General features: G+C 70.6%; 24 protein-coding genes. 10 read left to right on the forward strand and 14 right to left on the reverse strand.

Annotated elements, in window-relative coordinates; genetic code table 11:
• The first annotated feature begins 65 nt into the window (after positions 1-65).
• Positions 66-569 carry a hypothetical protein gene (locus tag BMW88_RS11040; protein ID WP_089950549.1) on the forward strand — a complete coding sequence of 168 codons (504 nt, stop codon included), beginning with the start codon at positions 66-68 and terminating at the stop codon, positions 567-569.
• A 3-nt stretch (positions 570-572) separates the two neighbouring features.
• On the opposite strand, the gene BMW88_RS11045 is transcribed toward BMW88_RS11040, so the two are convergent.
• Positions 573-2,072 (reverse strand): ABC transporter substrate-binding protein, encoded by a 1,500-nt coding sequence (locus BMW88_RS11045; protein ID WP_245777708.1) that lies wholly within the window; start codon positions 2,070-2,072, stop codon positions 573-575.
• Positions 2,073-2,097: 25 nt separating this feature from the next.
• On the opposite strand from BMW88_RS11045, the gene BMW88_RS11050 reads away from it, so the two are divergent.
• Positions 2,098-2,871 (forward strand): carbon-nitrogen hydrolase family protein, encoded by a 774-nt coding sequence (locus tag BMW88_RS11050; RefSeq protein WP_089950691.1) that lies wholly within the window; start codon positions 2,098-2,100, stop codon positions 2,869-2,871.
• A gap of 43 nt (positions 2,872-2,914) precedes the next feature.
• Positions 2,915-3,337: an antibiotic biosynthesis monooxygenase gene (locus BMW88_RS11055; RefSeq protein WP_089950551.1), complete on the forward strand. Its 423-nt coding sequence runs from the start codon at positions 2,915-2,917 to the stop codon at positions 3,335-3,337.
• Positions 3,338-3,357: 20 nt separating this feature from the next.
• Here the strand turns inward: BMW88_RS11055 and nadC are convergent, their stop codons facing one another.
• Genes nadC through nadA form a run of 3 tightly spaced genes read right to left on the reverse strand, consistent with a single transcriptional unit; the run spans position 3,358 to position 6,841 of the window.
• Positions 3,358-4,197, reverse strand: coding sequence for a carboxylating nicotinate-nucleotide diphosphorylase (gene nadC / locus BMW88_RS11060; RefSeq protein WP_089950552.1), 840 nt, complete (start codon positions 4,195-4,197; stop codon positions 3,358-3,360).
• Positions 4,194-5,822 (reverse strand): L-aspartate oxidase, encoded by a 1,629-nt coding sequence (locus BMW88_RS11065; RefSeq protein ID WP_089950553.1) that lies wholly within the window; start codon positions 5,820-5,822, stop codon positions 4,194-4,196. Before BMW88_RS11065 ends, nadC begins: the two co-directional genes overlap by 4 nt.
• Positions 5,822-6,841, reverse strand: coding sequence for a quinolinate synthase NadA (gene nadA, locus BMW88_RS11070; protein ID WP_089950554.1), 1,020 nt, complete (start codon positions 6,839-6,841; stop codon positions 5,822-5,824). Before nadA ends, BMW88_RS11065 begins: the two co-directional genes overlap by 1 nt.
• 99 nt (positions 6,842-6,940) lie before the next feature.
• On the opposite strand from nadA, the gene BMW88_RS11075 reads away from it, so the two are divergent.
• The 4 genes from BMW88_RS11075 to BMW88_RS11090 all read left to right on the forward strand — a co-directional run bounded on the left by BMW88_RS11075 (position 6,941) and on the right by BMW88_RS11090 (position 10,659).
• Positions 6,941-7,609 (forward strand): NUDIX hydrolase, encoded by a 669-nt coding sequence (locus tag BMW88_RS11075; RefSeq protein ID WP_281249393.1) that lies wholly within the window; start codon positions 6,941-6,943, stop codon positions 7,607-7,609.
• A gap of 10 nt (positions 7,610-7,619) precedes the next feature.
• Positions 7,620-8,300: an LON peptidase substrate-binding domain-containing protein gene (locus tag BMW88_RS11080; protein ID WP_089950555.1), complete on the forward strand. Its 681-nt coding sequence runs from the start codon at positions 7,620-7,622 to the stop codon at positions 8,298-8,300.
• Between the two features lie 392 nt (positions 8,301-8,692).
• Complete coding sequence (locus BMW88_RS11085; RefSeq protein ID WP_245777710.1) at positions 8,693-9,940, forward strand: MFS transporter; 1,248 nt, start codon at positions 8,693-8,695, stop codon at positions 9,938-9,940.
• On the forward strand, positions 9,937-10,659 hold the full coding sequence (locus BMW88_RS11090) for a putative hydro-lyase (RefSeq protein WP_089950556.1): 723 nt from the start codon (positions 9,937-9,939) through the stop codon (positions 10,657-10,659). Before BMW88_RS11085 ends, BMW88_RS11090 begins: the two co-directional genes overlap by 4 nt.
• A 32-nt stretch (positions 10,660-10,691) precedes the next feature.
• On the opposite strand, the gene BMW88_RS11095 is transcribed toward BMW88_RS11090, so the two are convergent.
• The 4 genes from BMW88_RS11095 to bioD form a co-directional block, all read right to left on the reverse strand.
• Entirely contained in the window at positions 10,692-11,285 is a 594-nt protein-coding gene (locus BMW88_RS11095) for a DUF2567 domain-containing protein (RefSeq protein WP_089950557.1), read from the reverse strand.
• A 13-nt stretch (positions 11,286-11,298) separates the two neighbouring features.
• Positions 11,299-11,490, reverse strand: coding sequence for a biotin synthase auxiliary protein BsaP (bsaP, locus tag BMW88_RS11100; protein WP_089950558.1), 192 nt, complete (start codon positions 11,488-11,490; stop codon positions 11,299-11,301).
• 11 nt (positions 11,491-11,501) lie between these two features.
• A complete protein-coding gene (gene bioB, locus BMW88_RS11105) occupies positions 11,502-12,518 on the reverse strand; it encodes a biotin synthase BioB (RefSeq protein WP_089950559.1) in 1,017 nt (338 codons plus the stop codon).
• A gap of 70 nt (positions 12,519-12,588) precedes the next feature.
• The gene (bioD, locus tag BMW88_RS11110) at positions 12,589-13,308 is read right to left on the reverse strand and encodes a dethiobiotin synthase (protein ID WP_089950560.1); all 720 of its coding nucleotides are present in this window, start codon (positions 13,306-13,308) and stop codon (positions 12,589-12,591) included.
• Between the two features lie 36 nt (positions 13,309-13,344).
• Between bioD and BMW88_RS11115 the strand changes: the two genes are divergently transcribed.
• Positions 13,345-13,587, forward strand: coding sequence for a glutaredoxin family protein (locus tag BMW88_RS11115; RefSeq protein ID WP_089950561.1), 243 nt, complete (start codon positions 13,345-13,347; stop codon positions 13,585-13,587).
• On the opposite strand, the gene BMW88_RS11120 is transcribed toward BMW88_RS11115, so the two are convergent.
• The 3 genes from BMW88_RS11120 to dnaE form a co-directional block, all read right to left on the reverse strand.
• Entirely contained in the window at positions 13,560-14,762 is a 1,203-nt protein-coding gene (locus BMW88_RS11120) for an adenosylmethionine--8-amino-7-oxononanoate transaminase (protein WP_245777722.1), read from the reverse strand. The two genes, BMW88_RS11115 and BMW88_RS11120, sit on opposite strands and share 28 nt — an antisense overlap.
• A 64-nt stretch (positions 14,763-14,826) precedes the next feature.
• Positions 14,827-16,026, reverse strand: coding sequence for a cytochrome P450 family protein (locus BMW88_RS11125; RefSeq protein WP_245777711.1), 1,200 nt, complete (start codon positions 16,024-16,026; stop codon positions 14,827-14,829).
• A gap of 122 nt (positions 16,027-16,148) precedes the next feature.
• Positions 16,149-19,661, reverse strand: coding sequence for a DNA polymerase III subunit alpha (gene dnaE, locus BMW88_RS11130; RefSeq protein WP_089950694.1), 3,513 nt, complete (start codon positions 19,659-19,661; stop codon positions 16,149-16,151).
• Between the two features lie 204 nt (positions 19,662-19,865).
• Between dnaE and BMW88_RS11135 the strand changes: the two genes are divergently transcribed.
• A complete protein-coding gene (locus BMW88_RS11135) occupies positions 19,866-20,699 on the forward strand; it encodes an AsnC family transcriptional regulator (protein ID WP_089950564.1) in 834 nt (277 codons plus the stop codon).
• Here BMW88_RS11135 and BMW88_RS11140 read toward each other — a convergent pair.
• A complete protein-coding gene (locus BMW88_RS11140; protein WP_089950565.1) occupies positions 20,696-21,502 on the reverse strand; it encodes an inositol monophosphatase family protein in 807 nt (268 codons plus the stop codon). The genes BMW88_RS11135 and BMW88_RS11140 overlap by 4 nt on opposite strands.
• A 25-nt stretch (positions 21,503-21,527) precedes the next feature.
• On the opposite strand from BMW88_RS11140, the gene BMW88_RS11145 reads away from it, so the two are divergent.
• Complete coding sequence (locus tag BMW88_RS11145; protein ID WP_089950566.1) at positions 21,528-22,433, forward strand: LysR family transcriptional regulator; 906 nt, start codon at positions 21,528-21,530, stop codon at positions 22,431-22,433.
• On the opposite strand, the gene BMW88_RS11150 is transcribed toward BMW88_RS11145, so the two are convergent.
• Both BMW88_RS11150 and BMW88_RS11155 read right to left on the reverse strand, forming a co-directional pair.
• Positions 22,416-23,021, reverse strand: a complete 606-nt coding sequence (locus BMW88_RS11150; protein ID WP_089950567.1) for an NAD(P)-dependent oxidoreductase — start codon at positions 23,019-23,021, stop codon at positions 22,416-22,418. The genes BMW88_RS11145 and BMW88_RS11150 overlap by 18 nt on opposite strands.
• 73 nt (positions 23,022-23,094) lie before the next feature.
• On the reverse strand, positions 23,095-23,979 hold the full coding sequence (locus BMW88_RS11155) for an RluA family pseudouridine synthase (protein ID WP_089950695.1): 885 nt from the start codon (positions 23,977-23,979) through the stop codon (positions 23,095-23,097).
• Positions 23,980-24,106: the final 127 nt, after the last annotated feature.

The following is a 24,106-nucleotide window of genomic DNA, read 5'->3' on the forward strand; positions in this document are numbered from 1 at the left end:
TGTGCCACCCCGGACCGGCGACCCCGGCGGCATGGTTCACGCACCGCGAAAATAGGCTCGATCCCATGCTCGATTCCACGGTGGAGATCCCCTACGGCAAGCGCATGCGGCCGCGGTACGTGCGGTTCCTGATCATCACGGCGGTCGGGGTCGCGCTGGTCGCGCTCGGCCTGGACATCCCGTGGCTGCTCATCGCGCTGATCGTCCTGGGCGTGCTGAACACCGTCGTGTGCGTGGGCGCTCTCTACGTGCTGTACCGCCAGCCGCACACGATCTCCGCGGACGAGCTGCGGTTGCGGCAGCTCGGGTTCTTCGACTGGCGCATCCCGACCGCCGACCTCGGGGCGGCGCGGGTCGCCGAGCGGTCCCACCGGGGGCGGCGCAGCGTCGAGGTGATCGGCGACGCGCTCGTCGTCCAGTCGCTGACCAGGACGAACGTGTCCGTGCCGTTCCGCGAGCCGCAGCTCGTGGACCTCGGCAAGACCGGCGCGCGGCAGGTCGAGCGCGTCGAGTTCTGGGCGGACGACCCGGAGAAGGCAGTCCGCGACATCAACGCCCGGACCCTCTGACGGCTACTTGGGCTCCCACTTGTCGAGGTTCCACCACGGGCCCCAGGCCAGCGCGCCGTAGGAGTTCGGGTCGACCACGGGCTGGTAGCCGTTCCACGAGTCGCGCATCACGTACGCGTGCTCGGGGAAGACCAGCACCACCATCGACGGCGCGGCGACGAACGCCTGCTGGAAGAGCTTGTACGCCACCGCCCGCTGCGCCGGGTCGATGAGCTTGCGGCCGTTCTCGAGCGCCGCGTCGGCGGCGGGACCGCCCTGGCCGCGCAGGTCGTAGAGCATCAGGTCCGGGTCGAACGGCGAGCCCTCGCCGGCGAGCAGCGCGTCCTGGCCCACCCTCGGGCGGATCGCCTCCCACGACAGCCCGGCGAGCTGCACGTCCACGCCCACGGCCTTGGCGTCGGCCGCGAACGCCGCCGCGAGGTCCGCGCGCAGGGCGTCGCCGAGCGGGTACATCAGGGTGAAGCGGGCGGGCACGCCCTCGCGGACGCGGATGCCGTCCGCGCCGGGCACCCAGCCCCCCTCGTCGAGCCGGCGGGTGGCCTCCGCCTTGTCGAAGCGGAACTTCGCGGTCGGGTCGAACTCCTCGGCCAGCGCGTCGGGGACCGGCGTGTAGGCGACGGTCCCCCTGCCGTCGAGCAGGCTGTCGATCATGCCCTGGCGGTTCGTGGCGTAGTTGAGCGCGAGGCGGATGGCGGCGTTGCCGGTGACCGGGTGGGCCGCGGGCAGCGCGACGGCCCGGTAGTCGGCGCTGCGGTGGTACCGCACGAGCAGGTTGGAGCGGCCGCTGAACGGCTCCGCGATCTTGGGCGGCAGCACGGTGCCGTCGAACTCGCCGTCCTGCATGCGGCCGGCCCGCTGGTTGTCGTCGGTGACGAACACGATCGTCACCTTCTTGATCTTCGGGGCGCCGTCGAAGTAGCCGTCGTTGGCCGTCAGCAGCAGCCGGTCGCCCTTCTTCCAGTCGGTGACCCGGTAAGGGCCGGTGCCGACCGGCTGGCCGTCCGGGTTCGCCTGCTCGCTCGGCAGGACGCCGAGCACGAGCAGGTGCGGGAACGCGGCGTGCTGCTGGTTCAGCGCGAAGCGGACGGTCGACGGGTCGACCTGCTCGACGGCCTTGAGCGTGCCGAACCTGTCCTTGACGGGACTGCGCAGCGCCGCGGTGTAGGTGGCGACGACGTCCTCAGCGCCGAACGCGCTGCCGTCGGTGAACTTCACGTCGCCGCGCAGCCGCACGGTCCAGCTCAGCCCGTCGGCGGCCGGTTCGGGCAGGTCGGCGGCGAGCTGCGGGCGCAGCGAGCCGTCCTGGCGGTGTTCGACGAGGCCGTCGTAGATCTTCGACACGCCCTGCGCGCCGTAACCGAGCAGCGGGTTCAGCGTGACCGGCTCGTCCCGGTCGGCGAGCACGATCGACGTGCCGTTCGAGCCACCGTCCGGGTTCGGTGTGGCGGTCTCGGTGCAGCCCGCGACGGCCAGCAACACGACGAGAAGCAGTGGGGAACGCACGGGTGGGGACCCTACAGTGATCCTCATGCGCATCGCTGTGAGCCAGATCAGCTCGACGACCGATCCCCGGTCCAACCTGGAGCTCGTCCGCGACGCGGTGCGCCGGGCCGAGGGCGCGCGGGTCGTGCTGCTGCCCGAGGCGACGATGTGCCGCTTCGGCGTACCGCTGGGCCCGGTCGCGGAGCCGCTGGACGGGCCGTGGGCGTCCGCGGTGCGCGAGATCGCCGTCGAGCACGACGTCGTGGTGGTGGCGGGGATGTTCACGCCGGCCGGCGACCGGGTGACGAACACGCTGCTGGTGACGGGGCGGGACGTCCACCTCGGCTACGACAAGATCCACCTGTTCGACGCGTTCGGGTTCCAGGAGTCGCGCACGGTCGCGCCCGGCTCGGACGTGGTGACCTTCGAGGTCGACGGCGTCACGCTGGGTGTGGCGACGTGCTACGACCTCCGCTTCCCCGAGCTCTTCCGCGCTCTGGCCGACAAAGGCGCGTCGGCGGTGCTGGTCGGGGCCTCCTGGGGCGCGGGGCCGGGCAAGGAGGAGCAGTGGGAGCTGCTCGTGCGGGCCCGCGCCCTGGACTGCACCTCGTTCGTCGTGGCGTGCGGGCAGGCCTACCCCGGCGACCTGGGCTCCTCCGCGCCGACCGGCATCGGCTGCTCGACCGTCGCGGACCCGTTCGGCACCGTGCTGGCGCGGCTCTCCGCCCAGCCGGAGGTCGTGGTCGTCGACCTCGACCTCGCCGCGGTGGAGAAGGCCCGCGAGGTGCTGCCCGTGCTGGCGAACCGGCGGTTGCGCTGACCTGGCTTGACCTCCAGTCAGGTCGAGATCGCAGGATCGGGGTATGACACTTCCCGAACTGCCCTCGTTCGTCCGCGACCGCACTGACCTCGACGGCTTCACGCTCTACCGCACCGGCGGGACGGCCGGTGGGGACCGGACCGCCGGATGCGTCGTCCTGGTCACGATCGACACGGACGACGAAACGACCGCCAAGGCGTGGGTCGACTCGGTGTTCGTCGCTCTCGCGAGCGAGCCGAATCCGCATCCCGGCGGCATCTCCGCCGCGTTCCACATCCGGGACGACGGCAGGCAAGTGGTCAACTACGCCGAGTGGGCCAGCGCGCAGGACCACGCCGACGCGGTGTCCGACGGCAACGGGGTCGGCTCGGTCACCGCCGACTGGCGCCGGGTGCGGGACTTCCCCGGCGTCAGGCACGGCGGTTTCGCGCGGTACCGGCCGCGGGCGGAGGCCCAGCGCGGGTGACCCCGGTCCGGGGCCTTCGGTCAGCGGAGGTCGAGGCCCAGGTCCAGCGACGGCGACGAGTGCGTGAGCCCGCCCACCGCCAGGTAGTCCACACCCGTCTCGGCGTAGGCGCGGGCCACGTCGAGCGTGAGCCCGCCGGAGGCCTCCAGCCTGACGCCCTCCGGCCGCCTGGCGACGGCCAGCGCGCACTGCTCCGGCGTGAAGTTGTCCAGCAGCACCAGTTCCGCGCCTTCGGCGATCGCCTCGTCGAGCTGCTCCAGGCTGTCGACCTCGACCTCCATCAGCAGGTCCGGCGCGTGCGCGCGAGCCGCGCGGATCGCGGCGGCCACCGACCCGGCGGCGGCGACGTGGTTGTCCTTGATCAGGATCGCGTCGCCGAGGCCCATCCGGTGGTTGACCCCGCCACCGCACCGGACCGCGTACTTCTGCAGGAGCCGCAGGCCCGGCAACGTCTTGCGGCTGTCGCGGATCTTCGCGCCCGTGCCCTCGACGGCGTCGACCCAGCGGGCGGTCCGCGTGGCGATGCCGGACAGGTGGCAGACGAGGTTCAACGCCGTGCGCTCGACGGTGAGCAGGCCGCGGGTCCGGCCGGACAGCACGAGCGCGGGCTCGCCGGGAACCGCCTTGTCGCCGTCGCGGGCCTCGTGCAGCACCTCGACGTCGCCGAGGTAGCGCTGGAAAGCGGCCCTGGCGATCTCCACGCCGCACAGCACCCCGGCCGACCGGGGCGTGATCTCGGCGGTGGCGACGGCCTTCTCCGGCACCGTCGCGAGGGTCGTGGCGTCGAGGCCGTAGCGGAGGTCCTCTTCCAACGCGAGCTGGATGACGCGGTTCGCGTCCTCCCAGTCGATTTCGGTCATGCGACACCCTCTGCCAGAACAGGATCGGCCAGAACGGGATCGGCCAGCACGGGCTGACCGGTCGGGGTGAGCCGGACGAGCTGGGTGCGCTGCCACGACGGCGAGCGCTCGGTGAAGTCGGTGCGGACGTGGCAGCCGCGCGACTCGGTGCGCTGCTGCGCCGCCGCGATCAGGGCGCGGGCCGCCGTGGTCAGCGCCGCGTCCTCGACGAGCTCGCGCGACTCGAGCTGCTTGTCCACAGTGGACACGTCGAGCACCGAGCCGACGACCGCGAGGCCCTCGGCGTCACGGCCGATCGCGGCGTAGCGGGACATCACGCGCTGGAGCATGTCCCGGTCCGCCACGGGAGCCGTCGGCAGCACGGCGTCCACGGCACGGGCGGGCGCGATGAAGCCCACGGCGAGGTCCGCCGCCACGGCCTCGGCCGCGCGCGTGCCGCAGACCAGGCCTTCGAGCAAACTGTTGGAAGCCAGGCGGTTCGCGCCGTGCAAGCCCGTCCTCGCCACCTCGCCGACGGCGTACAGGCCGGTCACGCCCGTGCGGCCGTCAACGGACGACACCACGCCGCCGCAGGCGAAATGTGCCGCCGGGGCAACGGGAATCGGGTCGACAGCCGGGTCGACGCCCGCCGCCGCGCACGCCGCGTGCACGGTCGGGAAGCGGGTCGCCATGTCGTGCAACGCCGTCGCGTCCAGGAAGACGTGGTCATCCACGCCGCCGGGGCCCTGCGCCATGTGCCGGGTGATCGCCGCCGCCACGACGTCGCGCGGGGCGAGGTCCTCCAACGGGTGCACGCCCTTCATCACGCGCGCGCCGGTCGCGTCGACCAGCACGGCACCCTCGCCGCGCACGGCCTCCGTGACGAGCGGGCAGCGGCCCCTGGCACCGCGGCCGGTGTAGAGGACGGTCGGGTGGAACTGGATGAACTCGACGTCCGCCGCCACCGCGCCCGCCCGCAGGGCCAGCGCCAGGCCGTCGCCCGTCGCGACGGACGGGTTCGAGGTCGCCTGGTACATCTGACCGAGGCCACCGGTCGCGAGCAGCACGGCGGGCGCGGTGAGCACACCGGGCACGCCGTTGCCGTCGAGCACCAGCAGACCCGCGACCGCGCCGAGCGGCGTCTTGACCGCGTCGACCGCGACGTGGTTCTCCAGCAGGGGAACCCGTCCGTCCACAGTGGCCTTGAGCAGCGCGCGCTCGACCTCGGCGCCGGTCGCGTCGCCGCCGGCGTGCACGACGCGGAACGCGCTGTGGCCGCCTTCGCGGGTGCGTTCCAGCCGGCCGTCGGGCTTCGCGTCGAACACGGCGCCGCGGTCGCGGAGCCTGCGCACCGCCGCGGGACCGTCCGAGATGATCGTGGCGACCGCCGCGTCGTCGCAGAGGCCCGCGCCCGCCGTCAGGGTGTCCTCGACGTGCCGCGCGACCGAGTCGCCGGGGTCGTGCTGGTCCTCCATGACGACGGCGACGCCACCCTGGGCCCAGCGCGTGTTGCCGTCGTCGCCCGCGGCCTTCGTCACGACCAGGACGCGCAGACCCAGCTCACGAGCCCGCAGCGCGGCGGTCAGCCCCGCCACGCCCGTGCCGACCACGACCAGGTCGGCTCGCGCCTCCCAGCGCGCGGCCATCACTCACCGCCGCCGGGCTGGCCGATCTCGATCATGCGCTGCACGGCGCCCTGGGCGCGCTTGGCGGTCTCGAGGTCCACGTGCACCTCGTCCAGGCCGTCCCGCACGCACCGCAGCAGCGCGGCCGGCGTGATCATCTTCATGTAGGTGCACGACGCGCGGTCGTTGACGGCGCGGAAGTCGATCTCCGGGGCGGCCTTGCGGAGCTGGTGCAGCATGCCGACCTCGGTCGCGACGAGCACCTTGCGGGCGTTGGTCGACCGGGCCGCGGTGATCATGTCGCCGGTCGAGAGGATCTTGACCTTCTCCGCCGGCACGATGCCCTCGCCGCTCAGGTAGAGCGCGCTCGTGGCGCACCCGCACTCGGGGTGGATGAACAGGTCGGCGTCCGGGTTCGCGGCGGCGCGCTCGGCGAGCTCGGGACCGTTGATGCCGGCGTGCACGTGGCACTCACCGGCCCAGATGTGCAGGTTCTCGCGGCCGGTCTCCCGCTTGACGTGCGCGCCCAGGAACTGGTCCGGGCAGAACAGCACCTCGCGGTCGGCCGGGATCGACGCCACCACGTCGACCGCGTTCGACGACGTGCAGCAGATGTCGGTCTCGGCCTTCACCTCGGCGGTGGTGTTGACGTAGGACACGACGACCGCGCCGGGGTGCTGCGCCTTCCACTCGCGCAGCTGCGCACCGGTGATCGAGTCGGCGAGCGAGCACCCCGCGCGCTCGTCCGGGATGAGCACCGTCTTCTCCGGCGCCAGGATCTTCGCGGTCTCGGCCATGAAGTGCACGCCGCAGAAGATGATCGTCTGCGCGTCGGACCGCGCGGCGATCCGGCTCAGGGCGAGGGAGTCGCCGGTGTGGTGGGCGATGTCCTGGATCTCGGGCAGCTGGTAGTTGTGCGCCAGGATGACGGCGTCGCGCTCCTCGGCGAGCCGCAGCACCTCGTCCCGCCACGCGGCATCCGGCTCGACTCCGCCGAACACACCTGACGCGGTTCGCTCCACAGTTGCGGTAGCGACCATGACTGCCTCCTCGGTCCAGGTTTTCGCCTGGTGGTCGAAAACGTCGCCGATAGTATCAGCCGAGTGGCGGGCGTGGGGCATGAAGTTCTGGCAGCTGTGCTGCGGGTGAGAGGTGCGTCACTCCAGGTCATGCTGTGGGAGCGCGCTCGGGAGCCACACGCTCACCGCTGGTCGCTGCCGGGTGGCGGCCTGCGGGTGGACGAGGACGTGGAGACCTCCATCCGCCGCCAGCTCGCGGAAAAGGTCGACGTGCGACAGTTGTCACACGTAGAACAGCTCGCGGTCTTCAGCGCACCGGACCGGGTGCCGGGCCCGCGGGTGGTCGCGACGGCGTTCCTGGGACTGGTGCCTTCGGACGTGGACCCGGAGGTCCCGTCCGACACGTCCTGGCACTGCGTGGAGGAACTGCCCGCGATGGCGTTCGACCACGCCTCCATCGTGCACCGAGCACGGCACAGGCTGGGCTCGAAGCTCTCCTACACGAACCTCGGCTTCGCTTTGGCCCCACCGGAGTTCACCATCTCCCTGCTGCGCGACCACTACTCGGCGGCCCTGGGCTACCGCGTGTCCGCGACGAACCTCCAACGAGTCCTGTCCCGCCGCCTGCTGCTGGAACCCACCGGCGGCACAGCACCCCCCGGTCCGTCAGGAGGCCGCCCGGCGGCGCTGTTCCGGTTCAGCGCCAAGGGAATCAAGGTGACCGATCCGTTCGCCGTCCTGAGACCCCCAGGATCCGGCCGTCCGGCGGGCGGCAGTGCCAGCCCGTAACGTTGACCACGTGGCCGAGACGCTCCCCCTCTTCCCCCTGGGCACCGTGCTGTTGCCCGGCGCGTCTTTGCCGCTGCACATCTTCGAGCCCCGCTACCGCCAGCTCGTGGTGGACCTGATGACGGGATCCCTGTTCGGCCGCACCTTCGGCGTGGTCTGCATCAAGGAGGGCTGGGAGGTGGGCGCCGACAACGTCCACTCCTTGCAGGACATCGGCTGCTCAGCCGACCTCCTGGACGCCCGCCCCCTGCCGGAGGGCCGTTTCGACATCGTGACCAGGGGCGTCCGCCGCTTCCGCCTGCTCGAAGTGGACGCGACAACCGCCCCGTACCTGCTGGCCCACGTCGACTACCTCGACGACGCCCCGGTCCCCGAGGCGGCCAAGGAAGTCCTGCCCCTGCTGGAACGCGGAGCCCGCGCAGCACACGAGCGTTACTGCGACGCGGCGTGGCACCGCGAGGACTGGTCCTCCCCCGCCACCGACGTCGACCTGGGCGCCCTGTCCTACCTGCTGGCCGCCGACTGCCTGCTGCCGGTGGAGGACCGCCAACGCCTGCTGGAGGAACGGTCGCCGGCGCGACGCCTGCGCCTGGTCCGCCGGATGCTGCACCGGGAGACCGGAATCCTCAGCACGTTGAAGGCCGTCCCGGTACCGCTGACCGAGTTCGGCCACGTCCCGAACCCGAACTAGCCCACCGCAGGCAAGCCACGCGACGGCGAAGCCGAGCCACGCGAAGCCGAAGGCGAGCCGTCTTCCTCACACGAGGAGGGTGGCGTGGTCCCGTCACGAGTCGTGCCGAAGCCTTTGCCGCGCCTGGGGATGGGCGTGGCTGCCTCTGGTGCGACTCGTGCCGGGACCACGCCACACCCCAAACACGCACGCAACAGCGACACGGCCAACGCAACCCGACGCACCCTCCCGCAGCAGCACCGCAACCCCAAGACACCCCCACCCGGCCGAACCACCCACCCCACTCAGCCGGATCGTTGAATTGTGCCCTTGTGGGATTGTTGAACAATCCTTACTCTGAGTCCCACATCACACTCACCGAAGAACTCCTCCACCAAGCTGCGAGGTGTCCCATGAGCACGACCAAGACCGGCGAGGAGACCAGGACGCCGACCTGGTACCGCAGTCTCGGCCAAAAGGGCAGGCGCGCCTTCATAGGCGCGTTCGGCGGCTACGGGCTGGACTCGTACGACTACTGGGTCCTGCCCCTGAGCCTGGTCGCGATCACCGGCTACTTCGGCCTCACCAAGGCCGAAGCCGGCCTGCTGGGCACCAGCACGCTGCTCATGAGCGCCCTCGGTGGCGCGGTGGCGGGTGTCATGGCCGACCGGTTCGGCCGCTCCAGGACGCTGATCATCACGATCGCGGCCTACGCGTTCTTCACCGTTCTCTGCGGTTTCGCGACCGACTACGAGACCTTGCTGGTCTTCCGCGCCCTGCAGGGCCTGGGCTTCGGTGGCGAGTGGGCGGCCGGGGCGATCCTCGTGGCCGAGTACTGCAAGCCGCAGTACCGCGGGCGCACGGTCGCGTTCATCCAGAGCGCCTGGGCGGTGGGCTGGGGTCTGGCGGTCGTCGTCAACACGCTGGTGAGCTCGCTGGCCGACCCGGCGATCTCCTGGCGCATCATGTTCTGGACGGGGGCGCTGCCCGCGGTCCTCATCTTCTACGTGCGCCGCAACGTCGACGACGCACCGGAGGTCAAGGCGCAGCCCAAGGAGCGCGGCACCTTCCCCAAGATCTTCCGGAAGGGCGTGCTGAAGACGACGCTGTTCGCCTCGCTCCTCGCGACCGGCGTGCAGGGCGGCTACTACACGCTCGCGTTGTGGCTGCCCGCGTTCCTGCAGACCGAGCGGAAGCTCACGGTCATCGGCACCGGCGGGTACCTCGCGTTCCTCATCAGCGGCGCGTGGATCGGGTACGTCTGCGGCGGCTACCTCACAGACCACCTGGGGCGCAAGAAGACCTTCACGCTGTTCGCGGTGACCAGCGCGCTGCTGATCGTCGCTTACACGCAGATCCCCAACGGCGCCAACACGTTGGTGATGTTCCTGGGCTTCCCGCTCGGGTTCTGCATGTCGGCGATCTTCAGCGGGTTCGGCAGCTACCTGTCCGAGCTCTACCCGACGCGGCTGCGGGGAACCGGGCAGGGCTTCACCTACAACTTCGGCCGCGCGTTCGGCGCGGTGTTCCCCGGCCTGGTCGGGTTCATGGCCGACAGGCTGGGCATCGGCGGTGCCATGCTGTTCGGGGCGGCTGCGTACGGGATCGCGGTCATCGCGCTGCTCTGGCTGCCGGAGACGGTCAACAAGGAGCTGGAATGACGACAGCGGGCCAAGCGCCGGGACAGGCCCAGGCGAACCTGATCGCCATCCCGAAGGACTGGGCGTACGACTTCCTCCTCTTCACCCACCGCAACCCCAAGCCGTGTCCGGTGCTCGACGTGCTGGACGCCGGCGAGACGGTCAGCGCGCTCAAGCCGGACGCGGACGTGCGCACCCACGCGCCGCGCTACCGGATCTGGGAGCACGGCGAGCTCACGGCGGAACCGGAGAACGCGACCGACCACTGGCGCGACGACCTGGTGACGTTCCTGGTGGGGTGCAGCTTCACGTTCGAGACCGCGCTGGTGAACGCGGGCGTCCCGCTGCGGCACGTCGAGCAGCAGAGGAACGTCTCGATGTTCGTCACGGACATCCAGTGCCGGTCGGCGGGACGGCTGCACGGGCCGATGGTCGTGTCGATGCGGTGGATTCCCGAGTCGCTCGTGGACATCGCGCACAAGGTCACGGCGCTGATGCCGTCGGTGCACGGGTCCCCCGTCGGCGCCGGCGATCCGCGGATGCTCGGGATCGAGGACGTCCACCGGCCCGACTTCGGCGACGCCGTCACGCCGGAACCCGGTGACGTGCCGGTGTTCTGGGCGTGCGGGGTGACGCCGCAGGCGGTGCTGATGAAGTCCAAGCCGCCGTTCGCGATCACGCACGCGCCGGGGCAGATGTTCGTGACCGACATGCCCGACTTCGCCTACCGCGTCGGCTGACGCACCAAAGCGAGGTCACGGTGGGCGGTGCCTCAGCCGAGGCGCCGCCCCAGGTCGTCCAGGCCATTCCACGCCGTGCAGCAGCCGTAGGCCAGCGCGGCCGCGAGCGGCCACGCCAGAATTCCCCACCACGTCTCGAAAACAGGCGCGACGAGCACGGTGTCGTTCGGGTTGACCGTCGGCGGCATCGGATACCTGGCCGCCGCCAGCGAGCCGCCCAGCCACTGCGCGAACCAGGCCGCCGCGAACGAGCCCGCCGTCATCGCGAGCATCACGACCGGCCCGCGCCGCTGCCTCAGCAGCCACACCGCGATGCCGGTGACCGCACCCGCGCCGAGGCCGATCAGCACGAACACCATCAGCGCGTCGAGCCGGTGGTAGCTCTCCACCCCGACCGGGTAGAACTTGCCGTCCTGCGGCGAGACGATCTTGAGCTGCGCCGGGGCGAGCCACGACCACACGTACGCGGCGGGCAGCCCGAACGCGAACGTCGTGAGCAGCACCCCCAGGCTCGGCAGCAGGTCCCGCTTCACCACCACCTTCGGCCGGGGCCGGAGGTAGTAGTGGTAGACGTACGGCGGCTCCGGCACGGGTTCGACGCTGACCGGCGCTGCGTTCTCGTCCATTCGCGAGAGGTTACTACCGAGCCGAGGTGATCTCCCCGTGGCGGCTGCAGCGCGCCGCCCAGCCGTCCGGGGTCACCTGGACGACCATGCGGCGTGCGCATTCCGCGCAGTACCGCGGCGGGTCGATCATCGACAGGCGCTGACGGCAGAACGCGTGGTCGCCGTCAGCCTCGGCCTTGCCGCAGAAGGAACAGAACACGGTCATCCCAAGGGGTGTCACAGGGTCTGGCTCAACGCCTTGATCGGCATGGACAGCTCCTCGAGCATGTCGAGGTCCTGCTGCGCCGGGCGGCCGAGGTTGGTCAGGTAGTTGCCGACGATGATCGCGTTGATGCCGCCGAGCATGCCCTGCTTCGCGCCCAGGTCGCCGAACGTCAGCTCACGACCGCCGGCGAAGCGCAGGATCGTGCGGGGCAGCGCCAGCCGGAACGCGCCGACCGTGCGCAGCGCCTCGGCGCCCTCGACGACCGGGTAGTTCTCGTAGGGCGTGCCGGGGTTCGGGATGAGGAAGTTGAGCGGCACCTCGTCCGGCTCCAGCTCGGCGAGCTGCACGGCGAACTCCGCGCGCTGCGCCAGCGTCTCGCCCATGCCGATGATGCCGCCGCAGCAGACCTCCATGCCGGCGTCGCGGATCATCCGCAACGTGTCCCAGCGCTCCTCCCAGGAGTGCGTGGTGACGACGTTCGGGAAGTGCGAGCGGGCCGTCTCGAGGTTGTGGTTGTAGCGGTGCACGCCCATCGCCACGAGCTCGTCGACCTGCTCCTGCGTGAGCATGCCCAGCGAGCAGGCGATCTGGATGTCGTTGCCGTCCTCGCGGATGGCCTTGATGCCGTCGCGGACCTGCGAGAGCAGCCGCTTGTCCGGGCCGCGCACGGCCGCGACGATGCAGAACTCGGTCGCGCCGGTGTCGCGGGTCTGCCGCGCCGCGCGGACCAGGCCGGGGATGTCCAGCCACGCCGAGCGCACGGGCGAGGGGAACTGGCCGGACTGCGAGCAGAAGTGGCAGTCCTCCGGGCAGCCACCGGTCTTGAGCGAGACGATGCCCTCGACCTCGACCTCGGGACCGCACCAGCGCTCCCGCACCTCGTGGGCCAGCGCCAGCAGCTCGGGAATCCGGTCGTCGGCGAGTTCGAGGACCTTCAGGACCTGCTGTTCGGACAGTCCGACACCTCGTTCGAGCACCTGCTCACGAGCCTCGTCGAGCACGTCGATCTGTTCCGGAGCTGCGGTCACGGTCTCTCCTCCTCCTGTGGCCTGGCGAGCAGTCTGCCTCACTGGATCCTTCATCGTGGAGCGACGTAGGTCACTGGACCGCGAACTGAGCCGCGAACGTCTCCGGGTCGAACTCGCCCCCGAACCACGGTGAGAACGATCTCTTGGCGACAGCCAGGAAATCCACAGAACCGAGCTTCGTCACACCCTGGGGCAGCACGCCGAGCAGCGGAGCGCCCGCCGCCTCCGGCAGGTCGGCCAGGTTCGTGAGGCAGGCGAGGTCCGGGTGCGACGGCCAGCTGCCGACCACGACCCCGATCGACTCGAGGCCGCGGCGCTGCAACGCCTCCGCGGTCAGCGCCGTGGAGTTGAGGGTGCCGAGCCCGGCTTGGGCGACGATCAGCACGGGCGCGTTCACCGCCCACGCGATGTCGGCGAGCGTCGAGCCGCTCTCGTCGAACCGCACCAGCAGCCCGCCCGCGCCCTCGACCAGCACCAGGTCGTGGTCCCGGTCGAGCTCCGTCACGGCGGCGGCGACGTCGGCGGGGTGGATGGTGGCCATGCCCGCCCGCCTGGCCGCGGTGGCGGGCGCCAGCGGGTCGGGATATCTGACCAGCTCGCGGGTCGTCACGTCGCCCGCCAGCCGGGCCACCTCCGCCACGTCGCCCGGCTCGCCGGGCAGCAGACCGGTCTGGGCGGGTTTCAGCACCGCGACCCGCCTGCCCTCCGCCCTGGCCAGCGCCGCGATTCCCGCGGTGACGGCGGTTTTGCCGACCTCGGTCCCGGTTCCGGTGATCACCAGCACGCTCACGGATCCTCACCTTAGAGCGTGACCTACCGTGGCCACATGACTGAGCAACCGATCGTGATGTACGGCGCCGAGTGGTGCGGTGACTGCCGCCGGGCCAAGTCGTGGCTGACCCGCAACAACGTGCCGTTCACCTACGTCGACGTGGAGAACGACGACGCGGCGCGGGACAAGGCGGTCGAGATCTCCGGCCGCAGGCAGATCCCCGTCGTCGTGCTGCCGGGCGGCGAGTTCCTGGTCGAGCCGACCGACGCTCAGCTCGCGGCCGCGATCACGCCCTGACAGATGGCGGCGATGTCGTCGTCCGTGCTGATGAACGGCGGCATCGTGTAGACGAGGTCGCGGAACGGCCGCAGCCACACGCCCGCGTCCACCGCCGCTTTGGTGGCCCGTGCCATGTCCACGGGTTCGTGCAGTTGTACGACGCCGATAGCGCCCAGCACGCGCACGTCCTTCACACCGGGCAACGCGCGTGCGGGCGCGAGCCCTTCCCTCATGCCGTTCTCGATCCTGGCGACCTCGCGCTTCCAATTCTGCGACAGCAGCAGGTCGATCGACGCGAGCGAGACCGCCGAAGCCAGCGGGTTGCCCATGAACGTCGGCCCGTGCGCGAGCACGGGCACCTCGCCCTCGCTGATCCCGTCCGCCACCCGTGACGTGCACAGGGTGGCGGCCATCGACACGTAACCACCGGTCAGCGCCTTGCCGACGCACATCACGTCCGGGCTGACGTTCGCGTGGCCTGCGGCGAACAGCTCACCGGTGCGGCCGAAGCCCGTCGCGATCTCGTCGAACACGAGCAGCACGTCGTGGGTGTACGCGAGCTCGCGCAACACGTGCAGGTAGCGCGGGTCGTGGAACCGCATGCCGCCGGCGCCCTGCACGACCGGCTCGACGATGATCGCCGCCAGCTCGTCCGCGTGCTGCTCGACCAGGTCGGCGAGGTGCTGGACGTACGCGGTGTCCATCTCGGCCGGAGGCGCGTCCGCGAACACCTGCTCCGGCAGGATTCCACGCCACAGCGAATGCATCCCGCCCTGGGGATCGCACACGGACATCGGGTTGAACGTGTCCCCGTGGTAGCCGCCGCGCCACGTGAGCAGCCGGCGCTTCTCGTGCCGGTTCTGCGAACGCCAGTACTGCAGGCACATCTTGATCGCGACCTCGACCGACACCGAGCCGGAGTCGCACAGGAACACGTGCCGCAGCTCCGGAGGGGTGATCTCGACGAGCTTCGCGGCCAGCCGGATGGCGGGCTCGTGCGTGAGCCCGCCGAACATCACGTGGCTCATCCGGCCGAGCTGCTCGGTGACGGCCGCGTCCAGCACCGGGTGCCGGTAGCCGTGGATGGCCGCCCACCAGGACGACATGCCGTCGACGAGTTCGCGGCCGTCGGCGAGCCGGAGCCGGACGCCCGAAGCCGACTCGACGAGCAACGGCTCCTGGGTGCCCGGCATCGGGCCGTACGGGTGCCAGACGTGCGCCTGGTCGAGCTTCAGCAGGTCGTCCACCCGCCGAAGGTTATGCGAGGCGCACGGGCAGGGTGTGCAGGCCGTGGATCAGCGTGCTGTCCCTCCACGTCAACGTCGTCGGCTCCGCGGCGAGCGCCAGGTTGGGGAACCGCGCCAGCAGCTGGGTCATCGCCACGTCGAACTCCAGCCGGGCCAGCGGGGCGCCGAGGCAGAAGTGGATGCCGTGACCGAACGCGACGTGCCCCTGCGCGGACCGCGTCACGTCGAGCTGGTCGGGGTTCTCGTAGCGCTCAGGGTCCCGGTTGGCGGACGCGAGCGACACCACCACGATCTCGTCCGCCGGCACGGTCACGCCACCCAGCTCGACGGGCTCCTTGGTGTAGCGGAAGGTCGCGTGGTTGATCGGGCCTTCCAGCCGCAGGAACTCCTCGGCGCTCGCGGCGATCAGCTCGGGCTTGTCCTTGAGGATCTGGAGCTGGCCCGGGTTCTTCAGCAGCTGGAACACCGCGTTGCCGATGAGGTTGACCGTCGTCTCGTGGCCCGCCACCAGCAGGAGGAACGCCATCGACACGAGCTCTTCGGTGCTCAGCCGGTCACCGGACTCGGTCGCGTGGACGAGCGCGGAGAAGAAGGTGTCGTCGGGCTCAGCGGCCTGCACCTTGCTGACGTGCTGGTACAGGAAGCCCGCCATCGCCGCGCCGGCCGCCTGCACGTCCTCGGTCGTGCCGAAGGTCAGCAGCCGGTTCGTCCAGTCGCGGAACTCCTCGCGGTTGTCGATCGGGATGCCGAGCAGCTCGCAGATGACGGTGATGGGCAGCGGGAACGCGAACACCTCCAGCAGGTCGACCACGTCACCGTCGTTCAGCTTCGCGATCAGCTCGGCCGAGATCTCCTCCACGCGCGGGCGCATGAGCTCCACCCGGCGCGCGGTGAAGGCCTTGGTGACGAGCTTGCGCAGCCGGGTGTGGCCGGGCGGGTCCATGTTCAGCATGTGCTCGGAGAGCGATTCGTCGAGCGCGCGGCGCCCTTCGGGCGCGTGGATCTCCAGGAGGCGGCCGAGCTCGGCGGTGTCCTTGGCGAGCCTCGGGTCGGTCAGGGCGGTCTTCGCCTCGTCGTAGCGGGTCACGACCCAGACCTTGAGGCCGTGGGGGAGGCGGGTCTCGTGCACGGGCCCCTCGGCACGCAGGACCTCGTGCACTTCGTGCAGGTTGTGAACGTAGCCGTCGGGAAGCTGGGTGGGTGTCGTCACCTCACCCAGTAAACCCCGTTTACTCAAACCTGGCCACAATTTCTCGAATTGCCTGGTGCTTGTCGGCCGAAAGCCGACGAACACCAGGAATTCGGTCATTCACCCGGTGGAACCAGGTGCCGTCAACGCTGGATCGTGACGCCCCGGATGGTCTTGAGGTCGCCGAAGAGCGACGGCGTCGGTTGCACCCGGTAGTTGTCCACCACCAGCAGCTCCTTCGACTTGTCGCGCTTCTGGACCTCGAGGTGCACCGCGACGTGGCCCTCGTGCGACTTGAGCGTGATCTTCAGCTCCTCGATCAGCTCCGGTGTCAGCGTCTTGGTGTGCAGCCCGAGGACGAGCGGCGGGTCCGCGTCGGGGTTCATCTCCGCGTCGCTGATGTCGAGCGGGACGACACCGTCACCGAAGATCGCCATCTTGTCCTCGCGCCAGTTCACCCGCCCCTTCACGCACACGGCGGAGTCGAGCTCCAGGTCGTCGCGCAGGACCTCGTAGGCCTTGGGGAAGAACAGCACCTCGATCGAGGCGTCGAGGTCCTCGATGACGGTGATCGCCCAGGGCAGGCCGTTCTTGTTCACCCGCCGCTCGATCGACGAGATCATGCCCGAGACGATCAGCTCGCCCTCCTTGGGCGGGTCGTCGAGCACGACGGCGATCGGCCGTGGCGCGAACTTGCGCAGGATCCGCTCCGCGCCGTCGAGCGGGTGCGAGGACACGTACAGCCCCAGCATCTCCTTCTCGAGGCTCAGCATCTGCTTGCGCGGGTACTCGTCGGTGCCGAACTTGAGGTGCGCGAGCGGGGAGGAGCTGTCGTCCGGCTCGTCGCCGCTGTCGGCGCCGAACAGGTCGAACTGGCCCTCCGCCTCCTTGCGCTTGATCGGCACGACCGCGTCGACCGCGTCCTCGTGCACCTGGATCAGCGACAGGCGGGTGTGGCCGAACGAGTCGAACGCGCCCGCCTTGATCAGCGACTCGATCACGCGCTTGTTGCACACGACGAGCTCGGACTTGTCCATGAAGTCCGTGAAGGACGTGTACGCGCCCTTCTCCTTGCGGGTCTTGATGATCGACTCGACGACGTTGGCGCCGACGTTGCGGATCGCGCCGAGGCCGAAGCGGATGTCGGTGCCGACCGCGCTGAAGCGCAGCGCCGACTCGTTGACGTCCGGCGGGAGGACCTTGATGCCCAGGCGGCGGCACTCGGCGAGGTAGACCGCCGACTTGTCCTTGTTGTCGCCGACCGACGTGAGCAGGGCGGCCATGTACTCGGCGCGGAAGTTCGCCTTGAGGTAGGCCGTCCAGTACGAGATCAGGCCGTACGCGGCGGCGTGCGACTTGTTGAACGCGTACCCGGCGAACGGGAGGATCGTGTCCCACAGCGCCTGGATCGCCTCGTCGGAGAAGCCGCGCGGGTCGGCCCGCATGCCCGCCTGGAAGCCCTCGAACTCCTTGGCGAGGACCTCGGCCTTCTTCTTGCCCATCGCCTTGCGGAGCACGTCCGCGCGGCCCATGGAGTAGCCCGCGACCTCCTGGGCGATGAACATGATCTGCTCTTGGTAGACGATCAGGCCGTGCGTCTCGCCGAGGATCTCCTTGAGCGGTTCCTCGAGCTGCGGGTGGATCGGCTTGACCTCTTGCCGGCCGTTCTTGCGGTCCGCGTAGTCGTTGTGCGCGTTCACACCCATCGGGCCGGGCCGGTACAGCGCGCCGACGGCCACGATGTCCTCGAAGGTGGTCGGCTGCATCCTGCGCAGCAGGTCGCGCATCGGCCCGCCGTCGAGCTGGAACACGCCGAGGGTGTCACCGCGGCCGAGCAGCGCGTAGGTCTCCGGGTCGTCCAGCGTGAGCGTGTCGAAGTCCGGGATCGCGTCCTTGCCGCGGTTGGCCTCGATGTTCTCGATCGCGTCGCCCATCACCGTCAGGTTGCGCAGCCCGAGGAAGTCCATCTTCAGCAGGCCGATGTTCTCGCACGACGGGTAGTCCCAGCCGGTGATGAACGAGCCGTCGTCGCGGTACCACAGCGGGATGGACTCCGTCAGCGGGTCCTTCGACATGATCACCGCGCAGGCGTGCACACCGGCGTTGCGGATCAGGCCCTCGAGCCCGAGCGCGGTGTCGAAGATCTCCTTCACCTGCGCGTCGGACTCCAGGAGCGAGCGGACCTCGGCCGCCTCGCCGTAGCGCGGGTGGCTCTTGTTGATGATGCCGTTGAGCGGGATGTCCTTCGCCATGATCGGCGGCGGCAGCGCCTTGGAGATCTTGTCGGCGATCGCGAAGCCCGGCTGGCCGTGGTGCACGCGCGCCGAGTCCTTCAGCGCGGCCTTCGTCTTGATGGTGCCGAAGGTGATGACCTGGGCGACCTTGTCCGCGCCGTACTTCTCGCTCGCGTACCGGATCATCTCGCCCCGGCGGCGGTCGTCGAAGTCGATGTCGATGTCGGGCATGGCGGTGCGCTCGGGGTTGAGGAACCGCTCGAACAGCAGGCCGTGCGGGATCGGGTCGATGTTCGTGATGCCGAGCGCCCACGACACGCACGCGCCTGCCGCGGACCCGCGGCCGGGGCCGACGCGGATGCCGACGCTGCGGGCGTGGTTGATCAGGTCGGCGACGATGAGGAAGTACGCCGGGAAGCCCTTGTCGATGATGACCTGGGCCTCGAAGTCGCAGCGCTTGATGTACTCCTCCGGCACCTCCTGGCCGCGGAAGCGCCACTCCAGACCGCGCCTGATCTCCTTGCGGAACCAGGAGGCCTGGGTCTCGCCCTCGGGGACCTCGAAGTTCGGGATGCGGTCCTTGACGGTCCAGATGTCGTCGTAGGACTCGACCATCTCCGCGACCAGCAGCGTGTTGTCGCACGCCTCCGGCAGGTCCTTCCAGACCTGGCGCATCTCGTCGGCGGACTTGAGGTAGTAGCCGTCGCCGTCGAACTTGAACCGGTTCGGGTCGGTCAGCATCTTGCCCGACTGCACGCACAGCAGCGCGGAGTGCGTGTCCGCCTGGTCCTTGGTGACGTAGTGGCTGTCGTTGGTCGCGAGCGGCGGGATGCCGAGCTTCTTGCTGATCTCCAGCAGGCCGTCGCGGACCCGGCGCTCGATGTCGAGGCCGTGGTCCATGAGCTCGAGGAAGAAGTTCTCCTTGCCGAAGATCTCCTGGTAGTCGGCGGCGGCCTGGAGCGCCTCCCGCACGTGGCCGAGCCGCAGCCGGGTCTGCACCTCGCCGGACGGGCAGCCGGTCGTGGCGATGATGCCCTCGGCGTGCTGGGCGACGAGCTCGCGGTCCATGCGGGGCTTGTAGTAGTAGCCCGTCTTGCTGGCCTCGGTGTGCAGGCGGAACAGGTTCCGCAGCCCCGCCGCGTTCCTCGCCCACATCGTCATGTGGGTGTAGGCGCCCGCACCGGAGATGTCGTCGCCGCGCTGACCGGGGTCACCCCAGAACACCGGCTTCTTGTGCAGCCGGTTGTGCGGGGCGAGGTAGGCCTCGATGCCGATGATCGGCTTGATGCCGGTCTTGGTCGCCGTTTGGTAGAACTCGTCGGCGCCGTACATGTTGCCGTGGTCGCTCATGCCGACAGCGGTCATGCCGAGCCGCCCGGCCTCCTCGAACAGCGGGGCCACCTTGGCCGCACCGTCGAGCATCGAGTACTCGGTGTGCACGTGCAGGTGCACAAACGAGTCCGCCACGGTACCTCCAGGAGATCGAACGGACGCGTGGGAAGACGCGAAATCCGGATCCGCCAACCCTATCCCGCATCGGGCGGAACATCGCCACGGGCTCGCCGTGATCTCCGACCGGCCGGGTGGTGGCACGGAGATCGCGACCGCCGGGTAGCGTTCCAGTTCGTGGTGGCCCCTGATCCCGTAGACGCTCGTCTGCTCGCCGTTCTCGCCGAGCAGGGCCGCGCGGCCGTGCACGAGATCGCCCAGCGACTGGGCATGGACCCGCGCGAAGCCGCCATGCGCCTGATCACCCTCTCCGGCAGCGGCCTGCCCCTGCTCGTCGGCGTCGAATGCGATCCGAACGGCCTGCGCCGCGCCCTCGCGAACGCCGCCGCCTACGGCAACTACCTGGGCCCGCCCCCGTCGGGCTCGTACGCCGTGCACCAGAGCGGTCCCCACCAGGTGCAGCAGCCCTACGGGCCGCAGAACCCGATCAGCCAGCCGTTCCCGGCCCAGCCCCAGCCGCAGGCCACGTGGGGTCCGCCCCAGTCGGCCGGGTGGGTGCGCGCCGACCAGCCGCAGCCCAGAGCGGTCTCCAGGACCGGCAAGATCGGCACGGCGCTGGAGGCCGACAGCCTGGAGGGCGCCCGCCTGTCGATCCAGCTCGTCGAGTTCGTCGACCCGGCCGACTTCCTCTTCACGGCGGCCGGCTACAAGCTCGCCGACGGCGAACGGGCCGTCGTCGTCCACACCGAGGTGACGAACACCTCGCAGGTGCCGTACACCTCGCTGCCGGACATGTACCTCGTCCTGGTCACCAAGACCGGTGAGACCGTCACGAAGGCCCCGGTGTCGCTGTCGTCGAGGCCCGCGCACAAGCTCGGCGTGCAGCCGGGCGAGACCGCGGGCGGGCACACGGTCTTCGTGCTGCCGGACACTACCGACATCATCCAGGTGCGCTGGAGCGTCCGTCCCGAGGTGGACCTGAACACCCTGGTGTGGACGGTCGAGGACTAGGCGGTCCCGGCGAGGACGTCCAGCGCCGCGGCGTGCACGCCCGGCGCGGCGGCGAGGTACTCGGTCCCGGTCAGCTCCCACGGCGTGCCGTCGAGGCGGGTGACGACGCCGCCCGCTTCCTGGACGAGCAGCACGCCGGACGCGTGCGCACGCACTTGGTCGAACTGCCAGTGCAGGTCCATCCGTCCCGCGGCGACGTGGGCGAGCTGCTGGGTCACCGGCACCGAGATCCGGGCGTACAGGGCCTCCTTCGCCATCGCGGCGTAGGACGCGCCCACCCGGTCCGCCATCTCCGGTCCCTGCCCCGGCCGGGCCTGACCGGTGCCGGCCAGCGCGCCGTCCAGCGAGGTCGTGGCCGACACCGCCAGCCGGACGCCGTTGAGGAACGCGCCGCCGCCCTCGACCGCGGTGAAGGTCTCGTCGAACAACGGGAAGTGCACGACGGCGAGCACCGGGCGGCCGTCGCGGACGAGGCTCACCCCGATGTTCCAGTCGGCCATGCCCTGGACCGCGTTCATGTTGCCGCCCACCGGGTCCACCAGCCACCACTCGCCGGGGCCGAGCGGGCCGGAGCCGTGCTCGTCGTCGAGCCAGCTCGCGCTCGGGCGGATCTCGGCGAGCGCCGGCTCCAGCACGTCGGCGACGGCCGCGTCGTTGGCCTGGATGGCGGCGCGGAGCTCGGTGAGCCCAGGCGAGCGCGATTCGGTCGAGTACCGCTTCAGCATGCGCTCCCCCGCCCGGCGGACGGCGGCGGTGGTGGCGGCGAGCAGGTCCATGGAGTTCTCCGATTGATCAGGACGCATCTTCGCGTCGGTAGGGTTTACGACCATGCACGCGGACCTGAACCTGCTGACCGTGCTGGACGCCCTGCTCGAAGAGAGCAGCGTGATGGGGGCGGCCGAACGGCTGCACCTGTCGTCGCCCGCGGTGAGCCGCACGCTCGGCCGGATCAGGAAGGTGACCGGGGACGACATCCTGGTGCGGACGGGCCACTCGATGACGCCGACGCCGTACGCGCTGGGGATCAGGGAAGAGGTGCACCGGCTGGTGCGGCAGGCCAACGCCGTGCTCTCGCCGAGCCGTGAGCTCGACCTCGCCGAGCTCGACCGCACGTTCACCGTCCAGTGCCACGACGCGCTGACCTCGTCACTGGTGCCCGCGCTGGTCGCGAGGGTCGCCCGGCACGCGCCGCGGGTGCGGCTGCGCGTGCTGGCCGAGCACTCCGCCGACACCGACGACCTGCGGCACGGCCGGGTCGACCTGGAGCTGGGCGGCGGCACGCCCGAGCTCCCCGAGTTCCGGTCGGAGACGCTCGGCACCGACCCGCTCGCCGTGGTGATGCGGTCCGGCCACCCCTGCGCCGACCACCTCGACCTGCCCGCCTACGCGGCGCAACCGCACGTGGTGGTCTCGCGACGCGGCCGGTTCAGCGCGCCGATCGACGACCTGCTGGCCGGGGCCGGCCTGCACCGCAGGGTGGTCGCGACCGTGGCGACGGTCCACACCGCCCTGCAGATCGCGGCGACGAGCGACGCGCTCGTCACCACCACGACGATCCTCTGCCGGCCGTTGATCGAGGCGTTCGGGCTCGCCACCCAGCCGCTGCCCGCCGAGGCCACGGAGGCCGCGATCAACTGCAACTGGCACCAGCGCTACGACTCCGACCTCGCCCACGCCTGGCTGCGCGACCAGGTGCGGACCGTCCTCGCCGAGGTCCTAGGCGGCGAGGGGTAGGGCGACGGCGCCGGGGAAGCGCGGGGTCTCGGCCTCGTCCAGCATGGCCGCCGCCACCGTCTCCCGGCTGACGCTCGCGCGGAGGTCGAACGGCGGCGCGGCGTCCAGGCCGACCGTGCGCCGGTCCGGGCTCTCCGGCCCGTCCGCGAGCACTCCCGCGTGGAAGACCGTGCCGCCGGCGGCGAGCACGGTGGTGTCGGCCGCGACCTTGTCCGGCAGCCGGTCGCCCAGGTACCGCACCAGCACGGCCGCGCCCTCGCCGGCCGCCTCGGCGGACGGGCCCGTGCCGTAGGCGCCGAGCCAGATGATCCGCGCCGGTCCGGCGGCGACCACCGCCTTGGCGCCGTCCAACAGCACGCCGGGCACCTCGGTGCCGAGGCCGGAGAGCACGACGGAGCCGGCGTCGACGACCGCGGCGATGCCGGCCGGGTCGGACACGTCGCCGGCGACCTTGCGCAGGCTCGCGTGTTCGAGGCCGACGCGCTGGGGGTCGCGGGCGACCGCGGTGACGGTGTGGCCCCGTTCGAGGGCCTGCCGGGTGAGGGCGAGGCCGGTCCGGCCGGAGGCAGCGAGCACGATGAGGTTCATGCCGGAAACGCTAGGCAGGACACCGATTAACATCAAATGAAAGCTCGTCAACCGATGATTTACCCAGACGCAATCAGCCCTCGTCGCGCAGCTTCTCCAGCGCCGACGCCAGGTCCTCGGGGTACTCGGAGGTGAAGCTCACCCACTGCCCGTCCGCGGGGTGGTGGAAGCCGAGCTGGCGCGCGTGCAGCCACTGCCGCGTCACCCCGAGCCGCTTGGCCAGCGTCGGGTCGGCGCCATAGGTCAGGTCGCCCACGCACGGGTGGTGCAGCGCCGAGAAGTGCACACGGATCTGGTGCGTGCGCCCGGTCTCCAGGTGCACCTCGACGAGGGATGCCGCGCGGAACGCCTCCATCACCTCGTAGTGCGTGATGGACGGCTTGCCGGAGTTCATCACCGCGAACTTGTAGTCGTGCTTCGGGTGCCGGTCGATCGGCGCGTCGATGGTGCCCTTGATCGGGTCCGGGTGGCCCTGGACGATCGCGTGGTAGACCTTGTCGACGGTCCGCTCCTTGAAGGCGTGCTTGAGAGCCGAGTACGCCGACTCGGACTTCGCGACCACCATCACGCCGGTCGTGCCCACGTCGAGGCGGTGCACGACGCCCTGGCGCTCGGCGGCGCCCGAGGTGGCGACGCGGTGGCCGGCGGCGGCGAGCCCGCCCACCACGGTCGGCCCCGTCCAGCCCGGCGACGGGTGCACGGCGACACCGACGGGCTTGTCCACCACGATGATGTCGTCGTCCTCGTGGATCACGATCAAGCCCTCGACCGGGATGGCCTGGACGGTGACCGGCTGCGGCGGCGCCGGCAGCGTGATCTCGAGCATCGCCCCGGCGACCAGCCGGTCGGACCTGCCGGCGACCCGGCCGTCGATCAGCACGTCGTCGGCGTCGGCGATGGCCGCGACGACGGTGCGCGACAGGCCCAGGAGCTTGGCGAGGCCTGCGTCGACGCGCATGCCGTCCAGACCGTCGGGAATCGGCAGCGTTCGGTAACCGCTCACGCGGGGGCCTCGACCTTCTTCTGGCTGGGGGTGCGCCTCACGGCGTCGGGGTTCGGCGTTACACCAGCAACCGCGCCAGGCA

Origin of the sequence: Lentzea xinjiangensis (assembly GCF_900110955.1) — a bacterium.
Lineage (GTDB): Bacteria > Actinomycetota > Actinomycetes > Mycobacteriales > Pseudonocardiaceae > Lentzea > Lentzea xinjiangensis.